The 24,734-nt window shown below is 63.6% G+C and carries 22 protein-coding genes and 4 pseudogenes; 11 read left to right on the forward strand and 15 right to left on the reverse strand.

All coding sequences use genetic code 11. The features are described 5' to 3' along the window. Positions 1 to 12: 12 nt before the first annotated feature. Complete coding sequence (locus tag GA0071312_RS10450) at positions 13 to 1,761, forward strand: acyl-CoA dehydrogenase family protein (protein ID WP_074444923.1); 1,749 nt, start codon at positions 13 to 15, stop codon at positions 1,759 to 1,761. Positions 1,762 to 1,786: 25 nt separating this feature from the next. Here the strand turns inward: GA0071312_RS10450 and GA0071312_RS10455 are convergent, their stop codons facing one another. The 7 genes from GA0071312_RS10455 to GA0071312_RS10480 form a co-directional block, all read right to left on the reverse strand. After that, positions 1,787 to 2,134 carry a Zn-ribbon domain-containing OB-fold protein gene (locus tag GA0071312_RS10455; RefSeq protein WP_074444924.1) on the reverse strand — a complete coding sequence of 116 codons (348 nt, stop codon included), beginning with the start codon at positions 2,132 to 2,134 and terminating at the stop codon, positions 1,787 to 1,789. After that, entirely contained in the window at positions 2,131 to 3,267 is a 1,137-nt protein-coding gene (locus GA0071312_RS10460; protein ID WP_074444925.1) for a thiolase family protein, read from the reverse strand. The genes GA0071312_RS10455 and GA0071312_RS10460 overlap by 4 nt, the downstream gene beginning before the upstream one ends. Continuing rightward, the gene (locus GA0071312_RS10465; protein WP_275262063.1) at positions 3,264 to 3,668 is read right to left on the reverse strand and encodes a MaoC family dehydratase; all 405 of its coding nucleotides are present in this window, start codon (positions 3,666 to 3,668) and stop codon (positions 3,264 to 3,266) included. The genes GA0071312_RS10460 and GA0071312_RS10465 overlap by 4 nt, the downstream gene beginning before the upstream one ends. A 32-nt stretch (positions 3,669 to 3,700) precedes the next feature. Beyond that, a complete protein-coding gene (locus GA0071312_RS20490; RefSeq protein ID WP_275262064.1) occupies positions 3,701 to 3,829 on the reverse strand; it encodes a hypothetical protein in 129 nt (42 codons plus the stop codon). Between the two features lie 2 nt (positions 3,830 to 3,831). After that, positions 3,832 to 4,125 (reverse strand): hypothetical protein, encoded by a 294-nt coding sequence (locus tag GA0071312_RS10470; RefSeq protein WP_074444926.1) that lies wholly within the window; start codon positions 4,123 to 4,125, stop codon positions 3,832 to 3,834. Further along, positions 4,115 to 6,286 carry an acetate--CoA ligase family protein gene (locus GA0071312_RS10475; protein ID WP_074444927.1) on the reverse strand — a complete coding sequence of 724 codons (2,172 nt, stop codon included), beginning with the start codon at positions 6,284 to 6,286 and terminating at the stop codon, positions 4,115 to 4,117. Before GA0071312_RS10475 ends, GA0071312_RS10470 begins: the two co-directional genes overlap by 11 nt. Before the next feature lie 119 nt (positions 6,287 to 6,405). Further along, the gene (locus GA0071312_RS10480; RefSeq protein ID WP_238947181.1) at positions 6,406 to 7,140 is read right to left on the reverse strand and encodes an IclR family transcriptional regulator; all 735 of its coding nucleotides are present in this window, start codon (positions 7,138 to 7,140) and stop codon (positions 6,406 to 6,408) included. Positions 7,141 to 7,384: 244 nt separating this feature from the next. Between GA0071312_RS10480 and GA0071312_RS10485 the strand changes: the two genes are divergently transcribed. Genes GA0071312_RS10485 through GA0071312_RS10510 form a run of 6 tightly spaced genes read left to right on the forward strand, consistent with a single transcriptional unit; the run spans position 7,385 to position 13,567 of the window. Continuing rightward, positions 7,385 to 8,557, forward strand: coding sequence for an acyl-CoA dehydrogenase family protein (locus GA0071312_RS10485; protein WP_074444929.1), 1,173 nt, complete (start codon positions 7,385 to 7,387; stop codon positions 8,555 to 8,557). Then, positions 8,554 to 9,420: an SDR family oxidoreductase gene (locus GA0071312_RS10490; protein ID WP_074444930.1), complete on the forward strand. Its 867-nt coding sequence runs from the start codon at positions 8,554 to 8,556 to the stop codon at positions 9,418 to 9,420. Before GA0071312_RS10485 ends, GA0071312_RS10490 begins: the two co-directional genes overlap by 4 nt. Positions 9,421 to 9,463: 43 nt before the next feature. After that, positions 9,464 to 10,522 (forward strand): alcohol dehydrogenase, encoded by a 1,059-nt coding sequence (locus tag GA0071312_RS10495; RefSeq protein WP_074444931.1) that lies wholly within the window; start codon positions 9,464 to 9,466, stop codon positions 10,520 to 10,522. Between the two features lie 57 nt (positions 10,523 to 10,579). Beyond that, positions 10,580 to 11,182 carry a TRAP transporter small permease gene (locus GA0071312_RS10500; protein ID WP_074444932.1) on the forward strand — a complete coding sequence of 201 codons (603 nt, stop codon included), beginning with the start codon at positions 10,580 to 10,582 and terminating at the stop codon, positions 11,180 to 11,182. Next, positions 11,179 to 12,504 (forward strand): TRAP transporter large permease, encoded by a 1,326-nt coding sequence (locus GA0071312_RS10505; RefSeq protein WP_074444933.1) that lies wholly within the window; start codon positions 11,179 to 11,181, stop codon positions 12,502 to 12,504. The genes GA0071312_RS10500 and GA0071312_RS10505 overlap by 4 nt, the downstream gene beginning before the upstream one ends. Before the next feature lie 52 nt (positions 12,505 to 12,556). Beyond that, positions 12,557 to 13,567 carry a TRAP transporter substrate-binding protein gene (locus tag GA0071312_RS10510; RefSeq protein WP_074444934.1) on the forward strand — a complete coding sequence of 337 codons (1,011 nt, stop codon included), beginning with the start codon at positions 12,557 to 12,559 and terminating at the stop codon, positions 13,565 to 13,567. 232 nt (positions 13,568 to 13,799) lie between these two features. On the opposite strand, the gene GA0071312_RS10515 is transcribed toward GA0071312_RS10510, so the two are convergent. The 7 genes and pseudogenes from GA0071312_RS10515 to GA0071312_RS10545 all read right to left on the reverse strand — a co-directional run. After that, on the reverse strand, positions 13,800 to 13,985 hold the full coding sequence (locus tag GA0071312_RS10515) for a hypothetical protein (protein WP_074443744.1): 186 nt from the start codon (positions 13,983 to 13,985) through the stop codon (positions 13,800 to 13,802). Beyond that, a complete protein-coding gene (locus GA0071312_RS10520) occupies positions 13,982 to 15,181 on the reverse strand; it encodes an IS701 family transposase (RefSeq protein ID WP_074444935.1) in 1,200 nt (399 codons plus the stop codon). Before GA0071312_RS10520 ends, GA0071312_RS10515 begins: the two co-directional genes overlap by 4 nt. A gap of 67 nt (positions 15,182 to 15,248) precedes the next feature. Beyond that, positions 15,249 to 15,611, reverse strand: a pseudogene (locus tag GA0071312_RS10525) (tyrosine-type recombinase/integrase); the annotation flags it as partial. Positions 15,612 to 15,656: 45 nt separating this feature from the next. After that, a pseudogene (locus tag GA0071312_RS10530) lies at positions 15,657 to 16,124 on the reverse strand (transposase); the annotation flags it as partial. 270 nt (positions 16,125 to 16,394) lie between these two features. Then, positions 16,395 to 17,420 carry an IS110 family RNA-guided transposase gene (locus tag GA0071312_RS10535; RefSeq protein WP_074443356.1) on the reverse strand — a complete coding sequence of 342 codons (1,026 nt, stop codon included), beginning with the start codon at positions 17,418 to 17,420 and terminating at the stop codon, positions 16,395 to 16,397. 85 nt (positions 17,421 to 17,505) lie between these two features. Next, a pseudogene (locus GA0071312_RS10540) lies at positions 17,506 to 18,306 on the reverse strand (IS256 family transposase); the annotation flags it as partial. Positions 18,307 to 18,401: 95 nt separating this feature from the next. Beyond that, a pseudogene (locus GA0071312_RS10545) lies at positions 18,402 to 18,953 on the reverse strand (transposase); the annotation flags it as partial. A gap of 137 nt (positions 18,954 to 19,090) precedes the next feature. On the opposite strand from GA0071312_RS10545, the gene GA0071312_RS10550 reads away from it, so the two are divergent. Together GA0071312_RS10550 and trhA are read left to right on the forward strand one after the other, a co-directional pair. Beyond that, complete coding sequence (locus GA0071312_RS10550) at positions 19,091 to 20,296, forward strand: IS256 family transposase (protein ID WP_074444054.1); 1,206 nt, start codon at positions 19,091 to 19,093, stop codon at positions 20,294 to 20,296. Positions 20,297 to 20,731: 435 nt separating this feature from the next. After that, positions 20,732 to 21,409 carry a PAQR family membrane homeostasis protein TrhA gene (gene trhA, locus GA0071312_RS10555; RefSeq protein ID WP_074444937.1) on the forward strand — a complete coding sequence of 226 codons (678 nt, stop codon included), beginning with the start codon at positions 20,732 to 20,734 and terminating at the stop codon, positions 21,407 to 21,409. Between the two features lie 8 nt (positions 21,410 to 21,417). Here the strand turns inward: trhA and mutM are convergent, their stop codons facing one another. Beyond that, entirely contained in the window at positions 21,418 to 22,302 is an 885-nt protein-coding gene (gene mutM / locus GA0071312_RS10560) for a bifunctional DNA-formamidopyrimidine glycosylase/DNA-(apurinic or apyrimidinic site) lyase (RefSeq protein ID WP_074444938.1), read from the reverse strand. A 99-nt stretch (positions 22,303 to 22,401) separates the two neighbouring features. Between mutM and ubiE the strand changes: the two genes are divergently transcribed. Together ubiE and ubiB are read left to right on the forward strand one after the other, a co-directional pair. Beyond that, positions 22,402 to 23,151 carry a bifunctional demethylmenaquinone methyltransferase/2-methoxy-6-polyprenyl-1,4-benzoquinol methylase UbiE gene (ubiE, locus tag GA0071312_RS10565; RefSeq protein ID WP_074444939.1) on the forward strand — a complete coding sequence of 250 codons (750 nt, stop codon included), beginning with the start codon at positions 22,402 to 22,404 and terminating at the stop codon, positions 23,149 to 23,151. 1 nt (position 23,152) lies between these two features. Beyond that, a complete protein-coding gene (ubiB, locus tag GA0071312_RS10570; RefSeq protein WP_074444940.1) occupies positions 23,153 to 24,724 on the forward strand; it encodes a 2-polyprenylphenol 6-hydroxylase in 1,572 nt (523 codons plus the stop codon). Positions 24,725 to 24,734 lie beyond the last annotated feature (10 nt).

The raw sequence follows: 24,734 nt of genomic DNA on the forward strand, positions 1-24,734 counted from the left end.
GAGGAGTTCGTCATGAACCATATGGCCGCAAACACTCTGTCCGCCGAGACGCTCGCCACGCAGGCGGCGCTGCCGGATACGCGCGGGCTCAACCTCTATCGTGCGGATACTGCCCTGCGCGCGCTGCTGCCGCTCTACATGCCGCCGGATCTGCTGGCGCATCTCGAGCCGCATCTCGACCGCCTCGGCCTCGACATCACCACCCGTCTCGATGATCTCGCGGCGAGTGCGGATCGCAACACCCCGATCCTGCACCACCGCAACCGGGCAGGCCAGGACGACCAGCGCCTGGAGAAACACCCCGATTACGTTGCTCTCGAACGCATCGCCTTCGGTGAACTCGGCCTGGCGGCGATGTCGCATCGCGGCGGGGTACTCGGCTGGCCCGAGCCCTTGCCGCCGATCGCGAAATACGCGCTCACCTATCTCTTCGTGCAATCGGAATTCGGGCTGTGCTGCCCGGTCTCGATGACGGATTCGCTGACGCGCACCCTGCGCAAGTTCGGCGATCCGGATCTCGTCGCCCGTCATCTCCCGGCCCTCACGGCGGGCGATCTCGACGGGCTGGCCCAGGGCGCGATGTTCATGACCGAGCAGGGCGCGGGCTCGGATGTCGGTGCCAGCACGGTGCGCGCGACGCGCGACGAGGCAGGCAACTGGCGGCTCCATGGCGACAAGTGGTTCTGCTCCAATGCCGATGCCGATCTCGCCATGGTACTGGCCCGCCCCGAAGGCGCGCCGGCTGGCACGCGCGGGCTCGGCCTGTTCCTGATGCCGCGCCGGTGCGAGGACGGCAGCCACAACGCCTATCGGATCGTACGCCTGAAGGATAAGCTCGGCACCCGCTCCATGGCGTCCGGTGAGATCGCGCTGGAAGGCGCCTTCGCCTGGCCGGTGGGGCGCATCGATGACGGGTTTCGCCAGATGACCGAGATGATCAACGTCTCGCGTCTGTCGAACGGCGTGCGCGCCGCCGGGCTGATGCGCCGCTCGCTGCATGAGGCGCTGCATGTGGCGCGCCATCGCAAAGCCTTCGGGCGCCGCCTGATCGACCTGCCGCTGATGCGCCGGCAATTGCTCAAGCTGATCCTGCCCACCGAACAGGCCCTGTCGATGACGCTCTACACCGCCGAGGCGTTGCGCCGGGCGGATGCGGGCAGCAACGAGGCCGGGCCCGTCCTGCGCCTGCTCACGGCGCTCCTGAAATTCCGCGCGTGCCGCGACGCGCGCAAGGTGGCCGGTGACGCGATGGAAGTGCGCGGGGGCTGCGGCTATATCGAGGAATGGATCAATCCGCGCCTGTTGCGCGATTCGCATCTCGGCTCGATCTGGGAGGGTACCAGCAACATCATCGCCCTCGACGTGGTGCGCACCACCCGCAAGCTCGACAGCGCCCGCGCCCTCGAGCGCGAACTCACCACCGCCATGGATGCGCGACCGACGATCCCTCCCGATCTGCGCACCGATCTCGATACAGCGCTCGCCCGCGCGGTCGCCGCTGCCGCCCATGCGGCTCAGGATGCATCCGGTGAACGCCACGCACGCGTGGCCGCCAGTACGCTCTATCACGCGGCGAGCGCGGCAATCATGGCGATCGAGGCCACCGATTGCGCCGCGCGCGGCGGCGATGACAGCCGCTACACCATCGCCCGGCTGATCATCCGCCACAAACTCACGCCGCAGGACCCCTTCGATCCGGGCGATGCGCAAGCGGAAGAGGAGGCCGCGCGAATCCTGCTGGATCGGGAGCCAACGGGTTAGGCAAGGGGGGCCGGGCAAGGGACGGTTATCCAAGCGGCGTGAAGACCGGCAAGTCGGTCTCCACCACCCTTTCCATGAGACAACGCACCCGCGTTCCGATGGTGATATCCGGCGGTGCGCGGCCCATGACGCGCACGCCCTCATCCAGATCCACCAGCACGATGCCATAGGGTACCGCATCGGCAAATTCCGGCCCCGGCGCCCGGTGGATCGTGGTCGCAGCATGGACGACACCGTCTCCACCGGCGGGCATATTCTCGATGCGGTCGCTGCCGCAGGACCGGCACAGGCTGCGCGGCAGGTACCAGCGATCCCTGCAAGCACGGCATTCCTGGAATTCCAGACCGGCAGATTCGGCTTGCGCGCTGCTCATCGCACCCGCTCCAGGATCAGCGAGACATGGGAGGACATCACGCCGCCATCGCCGTGAAACAGGCCGAAGGTCGCTTCCCGTCCCTGGCGCGGACCGGCGCGTCCCGTCATCTGCAAACGCGCCTCGACCAGATGCGCCATGGCCCCGGCCACGCCGCAATGGCCGTAACCGAGCAGGCCGCCATGGGTGTTGAGCGGCAGATCACCGTCGGGGGTGAAATGGCCCGCTCGCGCCGCGGCGCCTGCCTGCCCGCGCGGCACGATCCCGATTTCCTCAAGCAGCATGCACAGGGTGATGGAGAAACTGTCATAGATTGCGGCATAGCCGATCGCCTCGCGCCCGATCCCGGCTGAGCGGAATGCGCGCGCGGCGCTCGCGGCAGCGCCGGTATCGGCGATATCGGCCAGTTCACTGATATGCTGGTGCTGATGTGCCTGGCCGCAGCCGATGATGCGCAGGGCGGGCCCCTCACCGGGATGCGCAGCGACGACAAAGGCGGCGGCGCCATCCGAAACCGGGCAGCAATCGAGCAGTTTCAGGGGCGGCGCGATCGGGCGCGAGGCCATTACCTGCGCCTCGGTGACAGGCTCTCCGCGATGGGCGCCGGGGGTGCAGGCCGCATTCGCGCGCATCAGCACGGCAAGGGCAGCGAGATCGGCCTCGGCCACGCCGAATTCATGCATGTAGCGGGAGGCGAGGAGCGCATAATAGCCCGGGACGGTCGCGCCCAATGGCGCTTCCATTTCGCCATGACCGACCTGCGCCAATGTCTTGATCGCCTCGTCGCGCGTCGCACCGCTCGCGCGGTTTTCTCCGGCGACGACGAGAATATTGCGGGCCATCCCGGCCTTCACCAGGCCGTGGGCGAGCATCACCATCGCCGCCCCGGTGGCGCCACCGAGCTGGACGGCATGGGCGTAGTGCGGCTTCACGCCGAAATGCTCGGCGAAGACAGTGGCGAGCATCAGATGCGGCAGCGTCGTGGCATAGCCGGTAACCAGCCCGTCGATATCGGCGCGCACCAGCCCGGCATCGTCGAGCGCGGCCTGTGCGGCGCGGCTCATCAGGGTGAGGGTATCGGCTCCGGAATCCCGCGAGAACGGTGTCAGTCCGGCCCCGATGACGAAGCTCACGCCGTCGCTCCATCACCCTTGCGCATAACGGTCATGGTGCCCGAGAGCGCCACGACATCATCCTCGCGCACAACCTCGAAGGCATAACGCCCCGCCTCATCGTCGATGCAACGGCCCCGCGCGGTGATGCGCGCATCGACGGGGACGGGGGCGGAGAAGCGGATTTCCGCCTCGCCGGGCATGGCGGCATCACCGAACGTGGCGCGCACAGCCTCCCAGACCAGCGCCAGCGACATGGTCCCGTGTGCGATCGGCTTTCCGAAGGGCGTTTTCGCCGCAAAGTCGGCATCGAGATGCAGCGGGTTGAAATCCCGGGTGATCTCGGCATAGAGCGCGATTGATCGCGCATCAGCGACCATGTGCGCCTCGGTCAGTCTCTCCGGCCATCCCGCCGCTGCCATGACAGCCTCCTCCTCGATCCTGCCGGGCACGCTCAGGCGGCCCAGATCACCCGCATCTCGCCTTCCAGTACGATACGCCCATCATGATCACACATCTCCGCTCCGAAACGCACCCGGCGCCGGTCGTTCTTCAGTTCCCGCCCGTTGCAGCGCATGGTCACGGTCAGGGCCTCGCCTGCACCGATCCCGGCGCTGGTAAAGCGCAACCACTGGCCCGCATGGATATTGCCAGGGGGCGCGGGCTGATCGCGTCCATGTAACCTTCCATCAGCAGGGCGACCAGCAGTCCGGCGGGCGCCGTGGTGGGCGGGGCTGTTTGGCCGAACAGACCGGCCCAGCGCGTTAGCCGCGCCTCGTCCAGGATCAGTGTCGCCTCGCCGAGGATGGCGTCCTCCGCGAAATCGTCGAAGCGCCAGGGCCGGGCGCGCTGCGGCATCGACTCTGCGTCATGCGTCATCGGTTTCCTCCGTCATGCCGGATGCGGGCGTGATCAGCGCGTCGAGCGCCACCGCGCCCTTTCCGTCAGCACGCACCAGCAAGGGATTGATCTCGATGCTCTCGAAACGTCCGTCATTGAGGGCTGCGAATTGCGAGAGCCGCGCGATTGCTTCGGCTGCCGCTGCGCGATCCACCGCCGGCTGGCCGCGCACGCCATCGAGCAATGCCGCACCCTTGAGGCGACCGAGCATATCCTGCGCACGGGCAACACTGACCGGGGCACGCCGCAGCACGACGTCACGCATCACCTCGACATAGATGCCGCCCAGCCCCACCATGATCGCGGGCCCCATCACCGGATCGCAGCGCGCACCGACGATCAGTTCGAGCCCTTCGCCCGCCATCGGCGAGATCAGTACGCCCTCGATCCGCGCCTGCGGTGCCTTCCGCGCGGCGTTTTGCATGATGGTGTCGAAGGCCGCCCCGACCGCCGCTTCGTCGGCCACACCGAGGGCGACGCCGCCGATCTCGGTCTTGTGGGCAATATCAGGTGAGACGATCTTCATGGCGACCGGCATTCCGACCTCCCGCGCGGCAGTGACGGCCTCCGCACGGGTCGCGGCAAGTCTCTCCGGCAGGACCGGGAAGCCGATGCCGCGCAGGATGTCCTTGGCCTCGAACTCCCCGATCGCACCCTGCGGAATCACTGGCACCGGTTCGGGCAAGGCAGGCGGCCGGGCGTCATCGTCCGCCTCACGGCGCTCGGCGATGCGCGCCAGCGCCGCGAGCGACGCCACGGCTCGGGAGGGGTCGTCGAACAGGATGAAGCCGTCATCCTCATACGGGGCCAGCGTCTCCGGCGGACCGCAGACGACGAGGGCGTGCGGCACGCGCTCATGGCCCTGCGAACCGCTGATCAGCGCCTCGCGCAGCTTCGGACCGTTGACCGGCGAGGCCGGCCACGAAGTGAAGAAGGAGACCAGCATGTCGTAGCCGCCATCGGTCAGCATGCTCTCCAGATTCTTGCCGACGAGGCCGAAATCGTTGATCGCATGCGCGGTGATATCGACGGGATTACGCGCGCTCGCCAACGGGTTGGTCTCGAGCAGGGCCTTCTGTGCCGCCCCTGGCATCGGGGGGACGGCAAGGCCGTGGCGATGGGCGGCATCCGCCATCAGCACACCGGCACCGCCGGAAATCGTCAGGATACCGAGCTTGCGCCCGCGCGGCAGACGCGTGCGGCTGGCTGCATAGACGATGTCGAGCATTTCCTCCGTGGTCTCGCAACGCTCGACACCGAATTCCTCCATGGTGGCCTGGAAGATATCATCGGCGCCCGCGAGCGAAGCGGTATGCGAAGCGGCGGCCTGGGCGCCCATGGGCGAGACGCCGACCTTCATCATGCAGACCACTTTCCCCGCCGCGCGCGCCCGGGCCAGCGCCTGCAGGAAGAGCGGGCGGTTCTTCACACCCTCCATATAGCAGGCAATCACATCGGTGTCCGGATCGGCGGCGAGGAAATCGAGGCAATCAGCCACGCCGATATCGGCCTCGTTGCCGGTGGAGATCCAGTAATTCACCCCGATCCGGCGCTCGCGCGCCATCACCAGCAGATGCGTGCCGTAAGCGCCGGACTGGGTGATGAAGCCCACGCGACCAGGCTCCGCCAGCCCGCCCTCGAGCGCGGAGGAGAAGGTCGGGCAATGGCCGTGGGCGGCATGAAACAGGCCGAGGCAATTGGGCCCGAGCAGCCGCATGCCGCGCTCACGGGCGAAGGCGACGATCTCCTCCTGGCGGCGGGCGCCCTCTTCCCCGATCTCGGCAAAGCCGGCGGTGAAGATCACGGCAGCCTTCGCCCCCTTGTCGGCGCAGGCCTCGAGCGAGGGGATCAACCGCTCCGCCGGCACGGCGAGCAGGGCGAAGTCGATCGCCTGCGGAATCGATGCGACATCAGGATAGGCCTTGTAACCCTGGACCTCGTCACGATTGGGGTTGACCGGATAGAGCGCGCCGGAGAACCCCGCCTGGCGATAATAATGCACAGGACGCCCCCCGATTCGGGTCGGATCGTTCGAGGCACCGACAATGGCGACGGAAAGCGGCGCAAGCAACGCGCTCAGGTCGGCAGGTGGGCCCGGATCTTCATACTGCTTCGGGGTTGAACGGCTCGGGGATGACATTGCGGCCTTTTCCTCCAGCGCGGAGCTTGTTTTCCCTACAGCTACTAGTCTTCACAGAATTAATATTCTGTCTAGAGAAGGCTATTCACTTTTCAGTATGCCAATTTGCCTTTCGCCAATCATTTCCTGACCGAGAACAAGGCCTGCCCTATGCGCTGGGCAACCTCGACAAGATCCTCTCCGAGGCGCTCCATCGCCGGCTCCGGTACTTGGCCGGCAATGGCGATGCCGCTCAGCCCGTAGCGCGGCGCGCCGGTATGGTCGACAACGATTGCGGCAACGATATCCAAACCGATGAAGAGATCCCCCCGATCGCGGGCATACCCGTTGGTCGCAACGCTCTGGACATCGGCCAGATAATCCTCGAATCGCGGCGGATCTTGCCAGCGCAGGCCGGCAAAGCGCCGGCGCAATTCAGCCTCGTCGAAATCGCGCGCCGCTGCCACGCACCGCCCGACCGCTCCGACGAGGCTTGGAAGGCGTGTGCCGACATGCATGTCCACCCGCACCGAAGTGCTGGAGAAGACCCGGTCGACCAGCACGATGCGCTCGGCTTCCGTCACGTGCCACAGACACATCAATGCGCTGTTATTTAGCGCCAGCCGTTCCAGCTCGGGCCTGATCAGGTCCCCGTGATTGGCGCCGAGCAGTCCGAGGGCGAGCTCGACCACGCCGAAGCCTAGCCGGTAGGTCTTGGCATCCATATCGAAAACGACCAGCCGTTCCGCCGCCAGCGTGCGCAGGATGTTAAAGCACGTCGAAGTATTGATCCCCGTGGCCCGTGAGATCGCTGTCACACCCTGCGGCGCGCCATCGGCGGCAAGATGACGCAGGATCTGCAATGCATGAACCACGGCGCCGACGCTTCTAACGTTTTGGGGCAAATTCGTTTCGTTCATTCTCTTGTACATATGCCATTCTTATGGTTGGATCGGCTTATCATGTTTGGGACGAAAGGCCAAGGTATGTTGAGAGCGTTGTCTTCCATTTTCACCATGCTGCGAAACGGTCTTCGCCTAACGCCCTCATTCACCTTGCGCTCCTAGTGCGCCCTTTAAACTGCATTCTGTAGAGATTGCATTCAAGGATGCCTAAGCCATGCCTCTCGACACCGAGATTTCCGCACAGATCCTCGAAGCCGTGCGCCGGCTGGTCGAAGAGCGCCTGATCCCGGCGGAGGCAGAGGTCGAGGAGACCAACGCGATTCCGCAGCCTCTTGTCGATGCGATGAAGGAGATGGGCCTGTTCGGCCTCTCCACGCCGGCCGAATACGGCGGGCTCGGTTTCGATCTCGCGACAGAGGCCGAGGTGATGATGGAGCTCTGCCGCGCCTCCGTGGCCTTCCGCTCGCGGCTGGGTACCAATAACGGCATCGGCGCGCTCGGCATCATCATCGACGGCAACGACGAGCAGAAGAGCCGGTGGTTGCCGCGCATCGCCTCGGGGGAGTTGATCACCTCCTTCGCCCTGACCGAACCCGAAGCCGGCTCCGATGCGGCCTCCCTGCGCAGCACGGCCCGGCGGGACGGATCGGATTTCCTCATCAACGGCACCAAGCGCTACATCACGAACGCCCCGATTGCCGGGCTGTTCACGGTGATGGCCCGCACCGATCCCGACGCTCCAGCCGGAAAGGGCATCTCCGCCTTCCTCGTGCCCGCAGAGACGCCCGGATTGTCGGTCGGCAAGAGCGACCGCAAGATGGGCCAGCGTGGCGCCCATACCGCCGACGTGGTGTTTGAGGACGTGCGCGTCCCCGCCGATGCGATCATCGGCGGCCCGGAGCGCGAGGGTCAGGGCTTCGCGACGGCGATGAAGGTGCTCGATCGCGGGCGCATCCATCTCGCCGCCGTCTCTGTCGGCGCCGCGATCCGCCTGCTGGAGGAGGCGCTGAGCTATGCCATGGAGCGCCGACAGTTCGGACAGGCGATCGCCGGTTTCCAGCTCGTCCAGGCCATGCTGGCTGACAGCCGCGCCGAAATCGAGGCGGCGCGCGCACTCGTGCGCGATGCTGCAAGGCGCTACGATGCCGGCGAGACGGTCCCGACGCTGGCCTCCTGCTGCAAGATGCTCGCTTCGGAAACCCTCGGCCGGGTCGCCGACCGGGCGGTCCAGATTCATGGCGGGGCGGGTTACATGGCGGAATACCCGGTGGAGCGGCTCTACCGCGATGCGCGGCTGTTTCGCATCTACGAGGGCACCACCCAGATTCAGCAACTGATCATCGCGCGCAACATGATCCGCGATGCCGAGGCGGGGCGACGCATATGAGCAGCGAGACGGCACCCTCCGGTTTTCGCCAAGTCCTGCGCGATGATGCACTCGCCGGGCGGCGCATTCTCGTCACCGGCGGCGGAACCGGGCTCGGGCGGGCCATGGCCGAGCGCTTCCTAGGGCTCGGGGCACGGGTGATGATCTGCGGACGCCGCTCCGAAGTGCTCGAACGGGCGGCGGCCGAGATGGGGACGTTGTCCACCCATCCGGTGGAGACCTTCCCGGTCGACCTGCGCGATGCGGGCCGGGTCGAAGCCCTGTTCGAGACCGCTTTCGCCGACGGCGAGGGCCCCGACACCCTGATCAACAATGCGGCCGCGAATTTCGTCGCCCGCTCCGAGACCCTCTCCCATCGGGCACTCGATGCCATCATCGACACGTCGCTCAAGGGGGCCCTGTATTGCACCAGCGCATTCGGCAAGCGACGCCTCGCTGCGCAAGCCCCCGGCACGGTCCTGTCGATCATCACCAGCTATGCCTGGCACGGCTCGCCTTATGTCGTCCCCTCGGCCATCGCCAAGGCCGGTCTATTAACCATGACCCGATCCCTGGCCCAGGAATGGGGACCACGCGGCATCCGTTTCGTGGCGCTCTCGCCCGGAGCCTTTCCCACCAAGGGGGCCTGGGAGCGTCTCGTCCCGCGGCCCGAACTCGCGCGTCGCCACGAGACCGGCAATCTCACCGGACGCCCGGGCGATCCGGCGGAACTGGCCGAACTCGCGGCATTCCTGATCAGCGACGCCGCCGCCTATATCCACGGCGAATGCGTCACCATCGATGGCGGGCGCTGGCTCAAGGGTGTCGGCACCTTCGGTCATCTCGGCGCGCTCGACGAAGAGGATTGGACCGCAATGCGCTGATTCCGGCACCGTCAAACGAAAATTCCAAGGGGAGATAAACGGCATGCGTTGTTATTGTGTCGCCGAGTTCGGCGAACCTCTGCAGAGAATGGAGCGGCCAACGCCGCAGCCCAAGGGCACCGAGGTACTCGTCCGCGTGTCGCATTGCGGGGTATGCCACACCGATGTTCATCTTTGGCATGGCTACTATGATCTCGGTGACGGCAAGAAGCTGGAATTGTCTGGTCGTGGTGTGAAGCCTCCCTTCACCCCCGGTCATGAAATGTTTGGTGAAGTTGTTAGTGTAGGTCCCGAAGCACCGGAATCGGTGATTGGGCGCCGTGGTGTCGTGTTTCCCTGGGTCGGTTGTGGCAATTGTGCGCACTGTCGCGAAGGGGATGACCACCTCTGCGCGACACCGCGTTTTCTTGGCGTTTTCAGCCCTGGAGGATACGGGGACCATGTCATAGTGCCCTCGGAGCGCCACGTGGTCGAAATGCAGGGGGTCGATCCGGCGTTGGCCGCGACCTATGCTTGCTCGGGATTGACCGCTTTCGGGGCGCTGGCGAAGGCCCGACCGTTCGGTCCGGACGCTCCGCTGGTCCTGATCGGCGCCGGCGGGGTCGGATTGACCGCCGTGGCATTGTTGGTCGCAGAAGGTGCAACAGGCTATACTGTCGTTGATATCGACGATGGAAAGTTGAGTGTCGCACGCTCGCTCGGAGCTCCTGCGACACTCAATGCGCGTGCCCCCGACACCAACAAGCAGATTGCATCGGCCGGTGCGCCGGCGACCGTCATCGACTTTGTGGGATCGGAGGAGACCGCGGCGATGGCGCTCGGCGTGTTGCGCAAGGGAGGGACCTACATCGTCGTGGGGCTCTACGGCGGCGCGTTGAAGATTCCTCTGCCGTCAATACCCCTTCGGGTCCTACGGATACAGGGCTCCTATGTCGGAAATCTCGCCACGTTCGAGGAACTCGCCGCATTGGTTAGCACCGGGCGTGTTCCTGCCATCCCCGTGGAACGGCGAGCATGGCACCGCTGCACGGAGACATTGGAGGCGCTCGAAGCCGGACAGGTAAACGGGCGCGTTGTACTGGAGATCGGTGAAGAGCAGTGACAGGGAGAGCGATCGGGGGGGCATCGGCGCGATACCGCCGATCGGGCATGTCCCGTCATGGAACGCGCCGCTCGCGGATCGATGGCGCAAACCTACACGGAGAACAAAGTTGCCATGCAACAGGTAGCAGAGAACCATGCGCCGGATCGGCCTCCCGGCAGATTCTGCAGATTGCAGACGTTCAGCCAGCGCGCGAGCGCGGTTAGCGCCATTGTGGGCATGCTTATCATCGCCCTCGTCATGATCTTTACGGTCTGCGACGTTGTGATGCGCTTTACACTGAGCAGACCCCTCGCAGGTGCAGTGGACGTCATGACCTACGGGCTGGCGCTGGCCGTGGCAGCGGTAATGCCCTGGGGGTTTGCCAAGAACAGCCATGTCAGCGTCGACATTCTGTCGACCACCCTGCCGCCGCGGCCACGTGCGGTTCTGGATTGCGCCATCAATCTCGTCTGCGCCATAGCCATTGGCGCCCTGGCGTGGCGGCTATGGCTCCTTGCGGGATCACGGCGGGCAAGCGGTGACAGGATGTGGATCCTGCAGTTTGAGACCTGGCCGCTTTGGTACGCCGTGGCTGCCGGCTTCGGAGCCTGCGTGTTCGTCTGCCTGATTGTCGCTGTATCCCGAATCAGTGAAGCTTTCGAAGGTAGTGCGTCATGACCGAGCAGGCATGGACGGGAATCTACGGTTTTGGCGTACTTCTGACTCTCGTCGGCATAGGCGTTCCGGTCGGAATCGCAATGGGTTTGGTGGGATTTGGTGGGCTATGGCTGCTGCTCGGCGCAACACCCGCATTCAACACCCTCGGCATTACGGCTTCGAGCAATCTCGCTTCGGCAAGTCTGGTGGTGGTGCCACTGTTTGTGATGATGGGGCTGCTCGCGGGCTATGCAGGCATGTCGACACAGCTTTTTCGCGCTGCTAATGCCTTCGTTGGACATATCCGTGGCGGGCTGACGATGGCGACGATCGCCACTTGTGCCGGCTTTGGTGCTATATGCGGTTCATCACTGGCAACGGCGGCGACCATGTCCAAGGTGGCCCTCCCCGAAATGCGTCGACACGGCTACAATGACAGTCTTGCGACGGGAACGATCGCGGTCGGCAGTACGCTCGGCATATTGATCCCGCCATCGATCATGCTAATCCTCTATGCCATCATTACCGAGACCCCTCTCGGGGACCTGTTCATCGCTGCCCTTTTGCCCGGATTGATGGCAGTAGTCTTCTACATCGTGACGATCGTGATCGTCACGTTCCTCAATCCAGCCGCAGCACCCGCCGGACCGCGCTCGGACTGGAGCGCGCGATTACGAGGCCTGCGCGATATCGGCGGTGTCACCACGCTTTTTCTGCTAGTGATCGGAGGAATCTACGGCGGAATCTTCACTCCAACCGAGGCTGCTGCTGTCGGGGCATTCGGGACTTTCATGTTCTTCCTAGCGCGCTGCGGTCTGGACTGGCGCGGCTTGCGCGGTGTTCTTCTTGAGACTGCAGGCACCACCGCGATGATCTTTCTTATCGTGATCGGTGCCGGTTTGTTCAGCTTCTTCATGTCGATATCCGGTCTGCCACGCGTATTTTCGGCTGCAGTGATCGATCTCGGCCTGTCGCCGTTGATGATACTCTTCACGATCATGGCTCTCTACATCTTCCTGGGCTGCTTTATCGACAGCATCGGAATGATGACACTAACGGTGCCAATTCTTCTGCCGCTTGTCGTGAGCATTGCTCCCGAACTCGGCATGACCCCGCGAGACGCTGCGATATGGTTTGGAATCTTCGTGATCATCGCCATTGAAATCGGCCTGGTCACCCCGCCTTTCGGCCTGAATGTCTTCATTATCAAGGGAACCACGCCCGGTCTGAACCTGACGACGATCTATCTTGGCGTGGTCCCATTCTGGCTGGCCGACGTGGTTCGGCTGGTGCTCCTGATCCTGTTTCCGGTGCTAACGCTTTACTTGCCGTCATTGCGCTAGCACCGGCATCCAACCCTTGAGCAAAAAGGGTATAATCCAATGGAGGAACCCCATGAAACGACATCTTCTCACAGCTTTTCTGACCCTAGCCGTCACTTCGGCGCCCGCTGCCGCACAGGAATTCACCTTTCGCTTCGCAAGCCTAACCCCGGAAGGCGGCTATGTGCATGAAAATCATCTCCGGCCATTCGCCGAAGCAGTGATGGCCGATAGCGATGGTCGCATTTCCATCGACCTTCAGCCCGTCGGCGTTTTCGGAACGCCTGCGCAAGCCTACGAACTCGTTGAGAGCGGGGTCATCGATATGGCCTGGACGGTGCAGGGCTACACGGGTGGGCGTTTTCCGCAATCGAGCGTCTTCGAGCTTCCCTTTCTCTTCGATCGTGCCGAGCACGGTTCAGCTGCATTGTGGACAATGTATGAGGAAGGTCATTTTGACCGGGATTACGGCAGCGTAAAGCCATTGGCACTCTACATGCATCGCCCCTATGGCCTGTTCACCACGGGTCGGGTCGTCGAAACTGTGGAAGACATGAGCGGATTGCGCGTGCGCACCCCGTCCGCCGTGGTCGGGGAGGCGCTGGAACTACTCGGTGCGACACAGGTCGGCATGCAGGTCACTGAGATGCCCGAAGCGTTGCGGTTGGGCACGATCGACAGCTCGGTCTTTCCTTGGGAAGCGATCACTCTCTTCGGTCTGGAGGATAGCCTGTCGATTTTGACCGATGCCCAGATCGCCGCACCGCGCTTTATCGTGCTTATGAACCGCGATAGCTATGAACGCCTGCCGGACGATCTGAAAGAGGTCATTGACGATCATGCTGGCCTAGACTTTTCGCGTGCAATCGGCGCGGGGCTCGATGCGCGCGAACTCGAGGACAAGGCACGTTTCGACGAAATGGAGGGTTATCAGGTGATTGAGCTCGACGACGCCGTTCGCGAGGAGATGATCACCTTAACCACTCCGTTGCTCGAAACTTGGAAATCTGACATGGAGCAACGTGGAGTCGATGGCGCTGCCATGTTCGAGCAAGCGCAGAAGCTTATCTCCGATATGCAATAACTGAAATATATATTTCCGGGCGCGCCTCTCGCGAGCCCGGAAACCCCATTGTGAAACGCGCCGGATTTGCCGCGCCAACATGCCTTCGTTGGAAGACCTCAGGATCCGTAATCGAAGTTCCTCGCTCAGTTCTCTTCCCATAAGCCACCTCCATCAAGGTAGCTGTTGAATCGCGCGCAAACGCCATCGTCACATCACAGTCGATCCATCAATCGCGGGACGTGCTCTAGTGCTACAGTTGCTTTTTATTCTTCCTGCGTCGTTTCCTGTGGCTGATGGCCGCCTGTTTTTGATGCTGCCTTCGCCAGAGGGACCATGCCCATATGAATGCGGTGGCGATAGGTTCGGTCAGGATGAGGCGTGCGATCAGGCGGCGGATTTCCGAGGTGGACATCAGCCCGGCAATGGCGCCGATCATGCGGCTGTTCGGTCCGGACTCGTTTTGTCCCGTTTGCTCTCAGCATCGGTGGCGTAGGCGGTCTTTCGTTGTTCTGCGGCGATCTGTGCGAGGAACAGGGCTGCGGCCATGACGAGGGCCATGTGTCGGTGCCAACCATGCCAGGAGCGGGCCTCGCAATGATCGAGGCCAAGATCGTCCTTGGCACGCAGGAAGCATTCCTCGATGGTCCATCGCAACCCGGCAGCGCCTGCCATGTCGGCAAGGCTCGTTCCCTCTCGGACGAAAGCGAAGTAGTAGGCGATTTCATCGCGATTGCGCAGATTACGGCGCATGAGAAGCCACCTCTCGAACCCCTCCGGCGTGGCCCAGCCCAATGAGACCCGTGCCCAATGATACAAACGGGGGCCCTTGGCACCTTCGCCCGCACTGAGCGCCGTCCAGGCTTTCTTGGGAAGTTCCGCCGCAATCGTTGCCGGATCTGTCTGGATCAGGCCCCAGTCGGCCTGCAGGAAGCGCAGGTGTTGGTTGGATCGGACCGCGAGAACATACGGCTGCCCGCGATCCTCCAGCATTCGGCGAAGCGTGTAATCGCTTCCATAAACTGAATCGGCGAGTACGAACGCACATTGCAGGCCGCTATCGAGAGCGCTTGCGATCATCTCGCGGGCGATGGCCGGCTTCGTGGAGAAGGCAATGTCGTCGGGAATCCCGACACGCCGACGACGCTCGATATCCTCCGCCCAAGCCTTCGGCAGATACAGCCGCCGGTCGATCAATGTCTGGCCGTAGCGGCTGGCATAGGCGCAGAAAACGCCGATCTGGCAGTTCTCGATCCGGCCGGCAGTTCCGGAATACTGACGCGCCACCCCGACCGAGCGATCGCCCTTCTTCACGAAACCGGTCTCATCGATGACCAGAACGCCGTTGTCCCCCAACGCATCGACTGCCTGATCGCGGATGAGGGTGCAAAGCTGATCACTGTCCCAACTGCTTCGACCGAGAAGGGACTGGATCCGGTAGGGACGCTCAAGACCCGCCTGCTCCGCCAGCATCCAGCCCGTCTTGCGTTCGACACCGGACAGCACACCATCAATGAAGGCCCCTGCCGATCGCCATGTTTCCACACGCGGAAAAATCGGCGCCAGCGCTTGCTTGAAAGCCACCAACGCCGCCGCCCAGTTCACCGATGTTCCAGACCAGTCCGAAATACCCATGCCCGAACCTCCTTGATTCGGACACAGAATCAGAATGCAAAGGAATACGCAACTGTAGTACTAGACCTCAACTGCGACAGAGTTCGTCGATGATGTCGGCCCACGCCTGCATCAGCCCGGATCGCTCAGCCCAATAATCATATCGGTTGTAGATCGAGCGGGTCACATTGTTGCTGACGTGGGCAAGCTGCATCTCGATAAGGTCGCGGTCGAACTGGCGCTTGTTCAGGATCGTGCTCGCCGACGAGCGAAAGCCGTGCGCGGTGACCGCGCCGACAGGGTATCCCATGCGGCGCAGCGCCTCGTTGAAGGCGGTCTTCGAGAGAGGCTTCGTCGGTTGCGACCATTGGGGCAGGACGTACTTCGAGCCGCGCGAGGAGGACTTCGCCTCGGCGAGGATCGCCATCGCCTGTCGCGAGAGCGGCACAGAGTGGGGCTTGCGGAGCTATGCGGGATTTTGGGTGATACGGCCTGATCAGGCGGCGCGGTTTTCGGTACCGTTTACGGCGACACCGTTGGTGAATCTGACACCTTCGATGACCATTGGCAACTGCTTCGCGCCCTTCAGGCGGCGCCATGTCTTTGCGGCGGCCTGAACGAGCTTGAAGACCATGAGCTTCGCGGTCTTCTGCGACAATGCTCCCTTGGTCCGCACGGTTCGATGCCTGACGGTGGCGAACACGCTCTCGATCGGATTGCCGGTGCGCAGGTGATCCCAGTGATCGGCGGGGAAACCGTAGAATGCCAGCAAGGCTTCGCGGTCTTTGGTGAGACAGGTCACGGCCTTCTCGTATTTGGCGCCGTATTTCTCGGCGAAGGTGTCGATGGCGGTTTCCGCCGCGGCGCGGGTTTCGGCCTGCCAGATCTCGCGCAGATCGGCCTTCACCGCCGGCTGCATGGATTTCGGGAACTTGTTCAGGACGTTAGCCGTCTTGTGAACCCATGTATGGATGCCCCCGTTCGTGCAAGAGGTTTCTGCTCGGCTCAAGCGCGTGATCGGGTGCGGTCATGTATCAGGCCTTGAGATGCGGCTCTGAACGGACCGCGGGCCAGTATGGAGATACGCGGATCGAGTGCACATCAACAGCGCGAGCTCGAGGCTCTTTGGGTTCAAATGCTTTTCTCGATCCCGATCTGACCGATCGTTTGCCCTTACCTTGCTGTCGACTTCCTCACACGCCCAACGGCCCGGCTGCCTCGGCTGATGTCGTCATCAGACCGCGGCGACCGGACCCCTGAAGTTCTCTCCCCGCGTCGACATCGCCCAGATCCCGCGCGCCATCTTATTGGCCAGCGCGATGGCGACGACCATGCGTGGCTTGCGGGCCAGCATGCGTGCGAGCCAACTGCCTTCCGGCGCGCCCTTCCTGACGGCCCAGCGGACCACCGACATCGCGCCGATGATCAGGAGACGCCGTATGTCGCGCTGCCCCATCTTGGACGTTCGTCCGAGGATCTGCTTCCCACCGGTCGATCGCTGGACAGGGACGAGCCCCGTCCAGGCTGCGAAGTCGCGTCCACGCCTGAACGTCTCCATCGGCGGGGCGAAGGTCTGGACCGCCATCGCAGTCAGCGGGCCCACGCCAGGCATGGTCATCAGTCGTGCGGTGTCTTCTTCCCGCGCCGCTTCGCGCTTCAGCACCTTGTCGAGATCCGCGATCCTGCCGGAGAGCAGTTCGATCTGCTCGAGATAGAGGCGCCCCAGCTCGATCACGAGCGTCTCGAGACGCGAGCCGGCTGCCTCCAGCGCGTCCGCCAGCACCTTGACATGAGCCGGCCCCTGCGGCGCTATGAGGCCGTGCTCGGCGAGGTGGCCCCGCAGTGCGTTGATGAGCTGCGTGCGCTGCTTGACGAGGAGGTCCCGCGTCCGGAAAGCCATCGCCTTCGCCTGCTGCGCCTCGGATTTGACCGCGACGAAGCGCATGGTCGGGCGACCCGCCGCCTCGGCTATCGCCTCTGCGTCGGCCGCGTCGTTCTTCTGCCGCTTGACGAACGGCTTGACGTAGATCGGCGGGATCAGGCGGACCTCGTGACCGAGCTCGCCGATCGCGCGGCCCCACTCGTGGGCCGTCGCACACGCTTCCATAGCAACGATGCAGCGCGGCTGCTTGGCAAAGAAGCCGAGAACCTGCGAGCGACCCAGCTTCTTGCGGAAGCCGACGCTACCGTCCGCTCGCGCGCCGTGCGCCTGGAAGACCCGCTTTGCGAGGTCAAGGCCGATGATGCTAATGTTGTCCATGGATGCTTCCTCCTCTCGTGAATGACCTGCAGATCACCACGTTGGCACATTGCGATGCCGTTGGGAGGGGGCATCCAATCCATCAACAGCGCTGATGATGCGTTCCCGGGAAGACCTCGTCGAGGGCCTTCCAGAACCCCATGCCGCCATCGCCCACGGCGATCTCGGGCGGCACCTTGAGGCCGCGGGCCTTGATGTCGACCAACAGTTCGCGCCAGCTCTGCGCGCTCTCGCGCATGCCGACCTGGAAGCCGACGAGCTCCTTCTTCCCCTCCGGCGTGGCGCCGAGAATGACCAGTATGCACTCGGCCTGCGGTTCCATGCGGGCCTGCAGATAGACACCGTCGGCCCAGATATAGACATACCGCCGGGCCGAGAGATCACGGCCCTGCCAGCGATCGTATTCCTGCTGCCAATCGCCCGTCAGACGGGAGATGACACCAGGCGACAGGTTCGGTGCATCTACCCCGAGCAACGCTGACAGCGCTTCCTGGAAATCGCCGGTGGAGATCCCGCGCAGATAGAGCACCGGCAGCAGGGCATCGAGGCTTTTCGACCGCCGGGCCCATTTCGGCAGGATGCTTGAGGTGAAGCGGACCTTCTTCTCCGCGGGCATATCGGTGGCCCGGTCGCGGACTTTCGGGCGGCGCACGTCGAGCGGACCGATGCCGGTCTGAATGCTGCGCTGTGGCCCATAACCATGCCGGACGATCCGTTGCCGGCCATCCGGCAAAGCCTCCTCGGCATATTGCTCCACAAAGGTATCGGCTTCGGCCCGAAGTGCCGCCGCAAGCATCCTGCGGGCGCCGTCACGGGCAATTTCTGTCAGAGGATCCGCAACAGATCCGGGCTGGTACAGCGGGGTAATCGTGATATCATCTTTCATAGGCGTATCGTTCCTTTTGGAAGTTCTGGCAGGCTTCAGCACCCGCCACGATACGCCACCTCCTCAAACTGCGTCACCCAGATTCGCGTATAGCTCATCGTCTCGTTCATGAAGACGGTATCGTTGTCCGTATCGAATCCACGAAGGGGAAAGGGAAGCAACTTCTGCAGCTCGCTCAGGACCGAACCGAGCAAGTGCCGTTCGCGAAACAGCAACGGCGCACATTCGGTCCAACCGGTGGCGATATCGGTCAGCATGAGGGTCTGCACGAAATTACCGCTGGCCGAGGGACCGCTGTGCGCCACGAGGTCTGCTTCCGTGAAGCCCGGTTCCGGGTTGTTCCAATCGGAATGCGTGCGAATCGGAACACTTTTACGCACAGCCGAGGGAGGTCCATTGCGCCGCCGGCGCCCTCCGGATGCAACAGTGCGAATTGGTGCGAGGAGGCGATCGATTGTCGATGCATTGATTGCCATCAGACGACGCCGGACCTCATCGTCGAGCGCAAGGTGGCCATGACGTTCCATCGCCGGAACCAGCAAGGGGATAAGAGGCTTCAGGCGTTTGCCGCAGATCCGATCCGACGCCTCCCACAATACGATGAGTGCTTCGCGGGTGGCCTCGTCATAGATGCGCCGTCCAGGGCGCGGTTTGGAGCGATCGGTAGCGTCCAAGGAGCTGGTGTAATTTCAGTGCCGTCAACGGTGTGATCCTGGGTGGCCATCGAGGTGTATGGTCGAGGTGGAGTTTGCTGACTTCAACCCCGGACCACATGGAGACCCCGATGACCAAGACGAACATGGACCTGTCCGAACTTCTGGCCAAGCACGATCAGGGAGACTTTCTGCGCAGCGTTGCCGAGGCCGTCCTGCAGCTGATCATGGAGGCGGATGTCGAAGGCCTGATCGGCGCTGGCAAGCACGAGCGCAGCGGCGAACGCACGACGTGGCGTAACGGGTATCGAGAGCGCGCTCTCGATACCCGTCTGGGCACGCTGAACCTGCGGGTTCCCAAGCTGCGTCAAGGCAGTTACTTCCCGGGCTTTCTCGAAGCGCGCAAGACCTCGGAACAGGCGCTGGTGGCCGTCATCCAGGAGGCGTGGATCAGTGGTGTCTCGACCCGTCGCGTCGATGAGCTGGTGCAGGCCATGGGGCTGAGCGGCATTTCGAAGAGCACGGTGTCGAAGCTGTGCAAGGACATCGACGAACGTGTCGGCGAGTTCCTGAACCGCCCGCTCACCGGCGAATGGCCCTATCTCTGGCTCGACGCCACCTATCTGAAGGTGCGCCAGGGCGGACGGATCGTACCAGTCGCCGCAATAATCGCCGTGGCCGCCAACACCGAGGGACGCCGTGAGATCATCGGCCTCGGTATCGGCCCGTCCGAGGCCGAGACATTCTGGACCGAGTTCCTTCGATCCCTGCGCGTTCGCGGCCTGGGGGGCGTCAGACTGGTCATCAGCGACGCGCATACAGGCCTCAAAGCCGCCATCGCCCGGGTCTTCGAAGCAACCTGGCAACGCTGTCGCGTCCACTGGATGCGCAACGCCCTGGCCCATGTCTCGCGTGGTCAGCATACTGTCGTCGCCGCTGCCATCCGACAGGCCTTCGATCAACCCGACCGCACCCATGCCGGCGAAACCTGGCGCAAGGTCGCAGAGCAACTGCGCCCGCGCTGGCCAAAACTGGCCGATCTCATGGATGCCAGCGAGCACGACGTGCTGGCCTACATGTCATTCCCGCGCCAGCATCGCACCAAACTGCACAGCACGAACCCAATTGAACGTCTGAACAAGGAGGTCAAGCGACGCGCCGACGTCGTCGGGATCTTCCCCAATGAAGCATCCATCATGCGTTTGATCGGCGCCGTGCTCTTCGAGCAGAATGACGAATGGCAGACATCAAGCCGCTACATGATGGTCGAGGCATTCGCACAGATCGACAAGGAGGAGATCGATCCCATCCTCAGCATAACCACAAAAGCCGCCTGATCATGACCTCAGGCCATCCAGAAAATTACACCAGCTTGACGGACGCGACCCTCTTTCGGCTTTGAACGGGCTACGGTTGTCGCATTCAGTCTCATTATTTCTCACCCTGTCCCATGCGTTTAAGGCACTCAATGCGGACTCGCTTGAGCGGGAACGTCATGATTTTGGGTGATATGCCAATGGCTTCCGATTTTTGGCCTTCCTCCCCAGCGGGGAGGGAATAAGGCTGGGGAGAAGCGTTGATGAAGATGATCAGCGTCGATGAGCCCGGAAGCCGGATTCTCCCCACCCTTGATCCCGTCCCTCAGGAGAGGGAAAGTGCGCGCCATGAAGTGCGCGTGAGAACGCCTGATCGGCGGGCCTTTTCGCCACACGCATGACACAAGGCTGCGTGATAGCAGGGATTGTACGCGCAAGCCTGCAAGGGGCCGTAACATGCGATCTGCCTTCACGCCGCCGGCGAGCGTCAGATGGACCCATGACCGGGCCGAACTCTGGGCCGACGGGGCGGTGCATGTGGCGGGGCTCGTCGCCGCGCTGATCGGCGTCGCTTTTCTGATGAGTGTCGCCGCCCCGGGAGCGGAAACGGCGCTTGCCATCGCGCTGGGTATCTATGCAGCCGGCCTCGTCGCCGTGAAGGCGATTTCCGCGCTCTACAACATGTGGCCCGCCTCGCGCGTGAAATGGGTGCTGCGCCGCTTCGACCACGCGGCGATCTACCTCCTGATCGCAGGCACTTACACGCCTTTTCTGGTCCTGCTCGACGACCGCGGCAGCGCGACGATCCTGCTGGCGGTGATCTGGCTGATCGCAGTGATCGGCGGCGCCCTGAAGATCGGATTGCCCGGGCGCTTCGACCGGTTGTCGATCATTCTCTATCTCGGGCTGGGCTGGAGCGGCCTGGCGGCGGGGGGCGTCGTCTACCAATCGCTTTCTGCGACGACACTGACGCTGATTGCGGCCGGCGGCATCGTCTATTCCACCGGCGTGATATTCCATCTGTGGAAGGGATTGCGCTTTCACAACGCCATCTGGCACGTCTTCGTGTTGGCCGGCAGTGCGCTGTTCTATGCGGCGATCTGGGATGCCACGCTGGCGCGTGCCGCAGCCTGAGGGCCTGCTCAGCGCTTCTGGCAGAGCGGGCAGTAGAAGGTCGAGCGGCCCGATTGCACGATACGCGTCACCGTACCGCCGCAGCCCGACGTGACGCAGGGCTTGCCCTCGCGGTCATAGACACGGAAAGCGTGCTGGAAATAGCCGAGCGTGCCATCGGTATGGGCGAAGTCACGCAGGGTCGAGCCGCCGGCAGCAACAGCCTCGGTGAGAACGTCGCGGATCGTTTCCGCGAGCCGATGCGCCGAAGCGCGCGGGCGCCCGGTCTTCGTGGCGATGCTGCCGGCCGGCGCTTCCGGGTGGAGGCGGGCGCGAAACAAAGCCTCGCAGACATAGATATTGCCCAGCCCCGCGATCAGCCGCTGGTCGAGCAAGGCCGCCTTGAGCGGGGCGAACTTGCCGGCAAACAGTTTCGCGATCATAGCGCCCGAGAGCGTATTGCCGAGCGGCTCCAGCCCCAGACCCTTGAAATGCCTGCATTCCGCGAGGCCGTCGAGCGGGACGAGATCCATATAGCCGAAGCGGCGCACATCGTTATAGGTGACGCGGGCATCGCCTTCGAGCGAGAAGATCACATGGTCGTGGATCGCTCCGGCGCCCGGCTCGCGGTGGAACGCGCCGGGGGCGACCAGGGCCTCCGGCGTCTCGATCAGGAAGCGACCCGTCATGCCCAGATGCATGATCAGCGCCTCGCCTGTGGAGAGCCGCGCCACCAGATATTTCGCCCGGCGCTCCAGCGAATCGATCCGCGCGCCGGTGAGCCGCGCGGCGAAGCGGGCAGGGAAGGGGAAACGCAGATCGGGCCGGTTCACCCGCATCTGCGTGATCCGCCGCCCTTCCATGGCAGGCTGAAGCCCCCGCCGGACCGTTTCGACTTCAGGCAGTTCCGGCATTGATCCTTGCCCCGTGACGAATTTCCTCGCCGCCTTACATAGCCAGAGGCGCGTGGTTTCGCTATCAGATACGCGTGAGTTTGAAGATCGGGCGGGCGCATGAGCAACGACACCACGCATTTCGGCTATCAGGATATTCCGCTGGAGGAAAAGCAGGGGCGCGTCGATGACGTTTTCCGCTCGGTGGCGCGGCGCTACGACATCATGAATGACCTGATGAGCGCGGGGCTGCACCGGCCCTGGAAGGACGCCATGGCGACCGCGCTCTCGCCCTCGCGCACGCGGCCCTTCAAGCATCTCGACGTGGCCGGCGGGACCGGCGACATCGCCTTCCGCATCCTCGATCGGGGCGGCGCGCAAACGCATGTCACGGTGCTCGACATCAATGGCGACATGCTGGATGTGGGGCGCGAGCGCGTGCCGGCGCGGCATGCGGGGCAGGTCGATTTCGTCGAGGCCAATGCCGAGGATCTGCCGTTCGAGGATAAGAGCTTTGACGGCTACACCATCGCCTTCGGCATCCGCAACGTGCCGCGCATGGAGCGCGCGCTGTCCGAGGCGTTCCGCGTTCTCAGGCCCGGTGGGCGGTTCCTCTGCCTCGAATTCTCGAAGGTGGACATGCCCGGTCTCGACAAGGTCTATGACCTCTATTCCTTCAATGTCATTCCCCAGATGGGAAAGATGGTGACGGGCGATGCCGAGAGCTACCGCTATCTCGTCGAATCGATCCGCCGTTTCCCGTCGCCCGGGCTTTTTGCCCAGATGATCGAGGAGGCCGGCTTCAGGCGCGTCACCTGGAAGGCGATGACCGGCGGCATCGTGTGTCTGCATTCCGGCTGGAAGATCTGACGTGTTCGGTGCGCTGGTTCATATCGCCCGCAATATCCGGGCCGGCTATGTGCTCGCCCGCGAGGGCGTGTTTTCGCGGGTTGATCCGCATCCACTGCCGCCGATGGCGCAACTCGGGCTGAAAATCGCCCGAATGTTCGAGCGAAGCGGTGCGGAAAACGACCCGGCGCGCATGGCCAAGGCCATGGCGCGGCTCGGGCCCTCCTATGTGAAATTCGGCCAGTTCCTTGCCACGCGCCCGGATATCGTCGGCTTTGCCGCTGCGCGCGATCTCGAGGCCTTGCAGGACCGTATGGAAGCGTTCCCGCAGGAGCTTGCGGAAGCAACGCTCACCGAGACGCTCGGGCGTCCGATCAGCGCGGTCTTTGCCGAATTCGGCCCGCCCGTCGCGGCAGCCTCGATCGCCCAGGTGCACAAGGCGTTGTTGAAGACGCGACAGGGTGACAAGCCCGTGGCCGTGAAGATCGTACGGCCCGGCATACGCGGACGCTTCGCCCGCGATCTCCAGGCAATGCGCTTCGCCGCCCGTCTCGCCGAGGCGATCTCGCCGGAGGCACGCCGGCTGCGAATGCGCGAGGTCGTGGAGACGCTCGCACGTTCCGTCACCATCGAGATGGATCTGCGCCTCGAGGCCGCCGCGCTCTCCGAACTCGCGGAGAATACCGAGAAGGACGAGGAATTCCGCGTTCCGGTTCCCGAATGGGATTACACCGACCGCGATGTGCTCACGATGGAGTGGATCGACGGCATCAAGCTGAACAAGCTGGAGGCGATCGACGCGGCCGGGCATGATCGCGAAGTGCTGTCGCGCGTCGTGCTGCAGAGCTTCCTCCGCCAGGCCATTCGCGACGGGTTTTTCCATGCCGACATGCATCCGGGCAATCTCTTCGTGGATGGGCAGGGCAAGCTCGTCGCCATCGATGCGGGCATCATGGGGCGGATCGGATTTCGCGAGCAGCGCTTCCTCGCCGAGATCCTGCTCGGCTTCATCCGGCGCGATTACCTGCGTGTGGCGCAGGTGCATTTCGAGGCAGGATATGTGCCCAGGCATCATTCGGTGCTCGATTTCGCCCAGGCGATCCGCGCCATCGGCGAGCCGATCCACAACCGCCGCGCCGATCAGATCTCGATGGCGCGCGTGCTCGGGCTGCTGTTCGAGATCACCGCGATCTTCGACATGGAGACGCGCACCGAGCTCGTGATGCTGCAAAAGACCATGGTCGTGGTCGAGGGCGTGTGCCGCCATCTCGACCCGCATCTCGATATCTGGAAGGTCTCCGACCCGGTGGTGCGCGAATGGATCGAGCGCAATCTCGGCCCCGTCGGCAAGATCGAGGATGCGGGCCGTGGTCTCTCCACGCTCGCCGGTGTCGCCGCGCGCGCCCCGGAAATGGCGCTTCGCGCCGAGCGGCTTCTCACCCAGCTCGAACGCGAAACGGAAAATGGCCTCAGCCTCGCCCCGCGTTCGATCGAGCGCGCCGGCGAAGCTGGCGCATGGCGTTCGCGCTTGCTCGTGGGTGCGCTATGGGTCATCGCCATCGCGCTGGTGGTGGGGGTGGTGAATGGCGGGTGAGGATTGTGTT

The sequence above is a fragment of the Saliniramus fredricksonii genome, assembly GCF_900094735.1.
GTDB classification, from domain to species: Bacteria; Pseudomonadota; Alphaproteobacteria; order Rhizobiales; family Beijerinckiaceae; genus Saliniramus; species Saliniramus fredricksonii.

Bases quoted from the DNA above. Each gene is read 5' to 3' on its own strand.
- GA0071312_RS10475 (WP_074444927.1), bottom strand. From the start codon at position 6,286: ATGTCATCCCCGAGCCGTTCAACCCCGAAGCAGTATGAAGATCCGGGC.
- GA0071312_RS10520 (WP_074444935.1), bottom strand. From the start codon at position 15,181: ATGGGTATTTCGGACTGGTCTGGAACATCGGTGAACTGGGCGGCGGCG.
- GA0071312_RS10490 (WP_074444930.1), top strand. From the start codon at position 8,554: ATGAGCAGCGAGACGGCACCCTCCGGTTTTCGCCAAGTCCTGCGCGAT.
- GA0071312_RS10485 (WP_074444929.1), top strand. From the start codon at position 7,385: ATGCCTCTCGACACCGAGATTTCCGCACAGATCCTCGAAGCCGTGCGC.
- ubiE (WP_074444939.1), top strand. From the start codon at position 22,402: ATGAGCAACGACACCACGCATTTCGGCTATCAGGATATTCCGCTGGAG.
- GA0071312_RS10535 (WP_074443356.1), bottom strand. From the start codon at position 17,420: ATGGACAACATTAGCATCATCGGCCTTGACCTCGCAAAGCGGGTCTTC.
- GA0071312_RS10495 (WP_074444931.1), top strand. From the start codon at position 9,464: ATGCGTTGTTATTGTGTCGCCGAGTTCGGCGAACCTCTGCAGAGAATG.
- GA0071312_RS10455 (WP_074444924.1), bottom strand. From the start codon at position 2,134: ATGAGCAGCGCGCAAGCCGAATCTGCCGGTCTGGAATTCCAGGAATGC.
- GA0071312_RS10515 (WP_074443744.1), bottom strand. From the start codon at position 13,985: ATGATCGGCGCCATTGCCGGGCTGATGTCCACCTCGGAAATCCGCCGC.
- GA0071312_RS10550 (WP_074444054.1), top strand. From the start codon at position 19,091: ATGACCAAGACGAACATGGACCTGTCCGAACTTCTGGCCAAGCACGAT.
- trhA (WP_074444937.1), top strand. From the start codon at position 20,732: ATGCGATCTGCCTTCACGCCGCCGGCGAGCGTCAGATGGACCCATGAC.
- mutM (WP_074444938.1), bottom strand. From the start codon at position 22,302: ATGCCGGAACTGCCTGAAGTCGAAACGGTCCGGCGGGGGCTTCAGCCT.
- GA0071312_RS10465 (WP_275262063.1), bottom strand. From the start codon at position 3,668: ATGGCAGCGGCGGGATGGCCGGAGAGACTGACCGAGGCGCACATGGTC.
- GA0071312_RS10510 (WP_074444934.1), top strand. From the start codon at position 12,557: ATGAAACGACATCTTCTCACAGCTTTTCTGACCCTAGCCGTCACTTCG.
- GA0071312_RS10505 (WP_074444933.1), top strand. From the start codon at position 11,179: ATGACCGAGCAGGCATGGACGGGAATCTACGGTTTTGGCGTACTTCTG.
- GA0071312_RS10500 (WP_074444932.1), top strand. From the start codon at position 10,580: ATGGAACGCGCCGCTCGCGGATCGATGGCGCAAACCTACACGGAGAAC.
- GA0071312_RS10470 (WP_074444926.1), bottom strand. From the start codon at position 4,125: ATGACGCATGACGCAGAGTCGATGCCGCAGCGCGCCCGGCCCTGGCGC.
- GA0071312_RS10450 (WP_074444923.1), top strand. From the start codon at position 13: ATGAACCATATGGCCGCAAACACTCTGTCCGCCGAGACGCTCGCCACG.